This is a genomic window from Endozoicomonas sp. SESOKO3 (assembly GCF_024606255.1).
Genome location: NZ_JAHHPR010000488.1, coordinates 1 through 2184 on the forward strand (window position 1 = coordinate 1; position 2184 = coordinate 2184).

A 2184-nucleotide genomic window follows, 5' to 3' on the forward strand; every position below is an offset into this window, starting at 1 on the left:
ACCGGCGAACTGCTGGCTCGAAGACGTTACTGTTTAAGGCCGTTCCATTTGTGCCCCATAACGTCATTGGCAGTAGCCGGTTCTGCGCTGTTCGAATGCCACTCCCGGGTTTAAGTCCAGATTGTAACTGCCTTGCCTTGTGCACAGGCCTTGAACCTTGGAACTCCAAGCTCTCGGCAATTCCTGCGCTTAGAAAACGGGGTTGCCTGAGCGATCAGGCTGAGTTTGAAGATGCTTAAAATTGGGCACTTCTGCAATCTGTGGACTACTTTATCAGGGCATCCATAAATTAAAAAAGGCAGATGTTGATGAATAACTCCGCTTCCCAATTATCAGCAACCGCAAGGCAATCGATCTTTTTCCATCGTAACATGGCTAATCAGTCGGTTGCCGCTTCCCTTGGCCTCATCATGATGGCTTGCCCCTGCTCAGAACTACTGGCAAAAAATGGTTTATCAACACCATCGGTGGAGAGGCTTGTTTTAGAAAAACCAACAAAAGAGTCCAGCTTTCTGGACGATTTGATTAATCACAATGCTTACGTAGGGAATATCCCTACTTTAGTTCTCAACCCGAATGCGACCAACCTTGTCTTTGCCATGAACTATGAAAATGAGCAAGGCGAAAAAAAGGATGAAAATTCAACAGAACCGGAGGGAGCTACAGCACAGCCGCTGCAATCTTTAATCGAAATTCCTCTCCCCGTGATGCTCCATGGGGTAATTTCCGAAATTATCCGTGCCATAACTACAGATATTAATACAAACCACATTAATATGATGTTGGAGGAAATTCCGGAAACCCCTCCCGAACATGCCCGATCAATTGCAAGCATGATTGATCATTTGATAAAAACTCTTGGCATAACGCTCAACGAAAACCAAAATGCGTTGATTAGTGTTCTGTATGATATTCAGGGCGCCGAATCTCCTGTCGATATAAGCAAACCACAACAACGAGAGAGCCTCGCGATGTTGTTGATGAGTTACTATACAGCCCTCAAGTCAAATGGGTCATCCCCTCAAATGGCTAATGTTTTTTTTAACTCATTCCTGCTTCATGCTGTCGGCTTGTCTGGTATAGGGAGGCTCCATGCCACAAGGGGTAACCTTTTGGGTATAAAAGAACCCATCGAAGATCCCGAACTTTTAAAAGGTAATGTTAAAGAATCCAAAAATGTCTTTTCTGCCCTGAAAATACTCGAAGAAGCGCGCCTTGATTTTTTGCAACAACTGAATTTTTACTCAGAAGACGAAAGATCCAGCGCATCACCCGATCCACTGTTGGCAGCTGCTACCAGCCTTCTCAACTATGGTGTTGAGAAGAACGGGATACCGCTATATAAGCGCAACATAAAATCACATAAACGAATGTTAAAGCTAATAGAATCATATGGTGAAAACAATCCTAAGTTAGTTGCCTCTAACAATCAATTTATGACTTTGATTCATGCCATAAGCATGCTGCTTGATCCTTCCGTTATACAGTTCACAGATTCACATATTGAAAACCTGTTAAGTTATTTTAGAAAATCAAAGTGGTTAGAAACCGACACTGACTCTTCAGACACAACAAGCAAAGAACAGAGGTTATTTGAAGCATTCAAGAAAGTATCAGAAGATGCAAAATACAATGATGGAAATGAAGGTCCTGAATTATTTGGAGAATTACTTCAAGCTCTGAAAGACTTCATAGAGAAACAATTACAAATAGCTTTTACTGAGGCAGATGATTACCAAGTGATAATGGTAACCCTCGGCACAGGATTAGCGAGCCTGCATGAACAATCAAATGATATGTTGGAAATATTTGATAGGCAGATTGACGCAGCCAAAGATGAAAAAGCAGCAGAAGGCCAAGAAGGAGAAGAGCTTAGTAAATATGAGAAGAAGGCACGACACCTGAGAGAACGGATAAGCCACTTGCGAGAATTCGTCGAATGGTTCGGGTCTAACTATGAATTTGCTATGAACAGCCCTCATGAAAGTGGCAGTAGTGAGTCTGAAGGCAATGATGTGGGCAGTACTGATGCTGACAGAGGTAGTGATTCCAACAGAGGTGATGCTGACGGAGTTGATGCTGACGTTGATGCTGACGGAGTTGAAGATGACAGGGTTGAAGCTGACAGGGTTGAAGTTAATGGAGTTGAAGTTAATGGAGTTGAAGTTAATGGAGTTGAAGTTA

The 2184-nt window shown here is 42.8% G+C and carries 1 protein-coding gene; it reads left to right on the forward strand.

What is annotated here, in order from left to right; all coding sequences use genetic code 11:
* Nucleotides 1–308 precede the first annotated feature (308 nt).
* Nucleotides 309–2184, forward strand: a 1876-nt coding sequence (locus KDK18_RS08400) for a hypothetical protein (RefSeq protein ID WP_257254457.1), incomplete at its 3' end; no start/stop codon positions are given.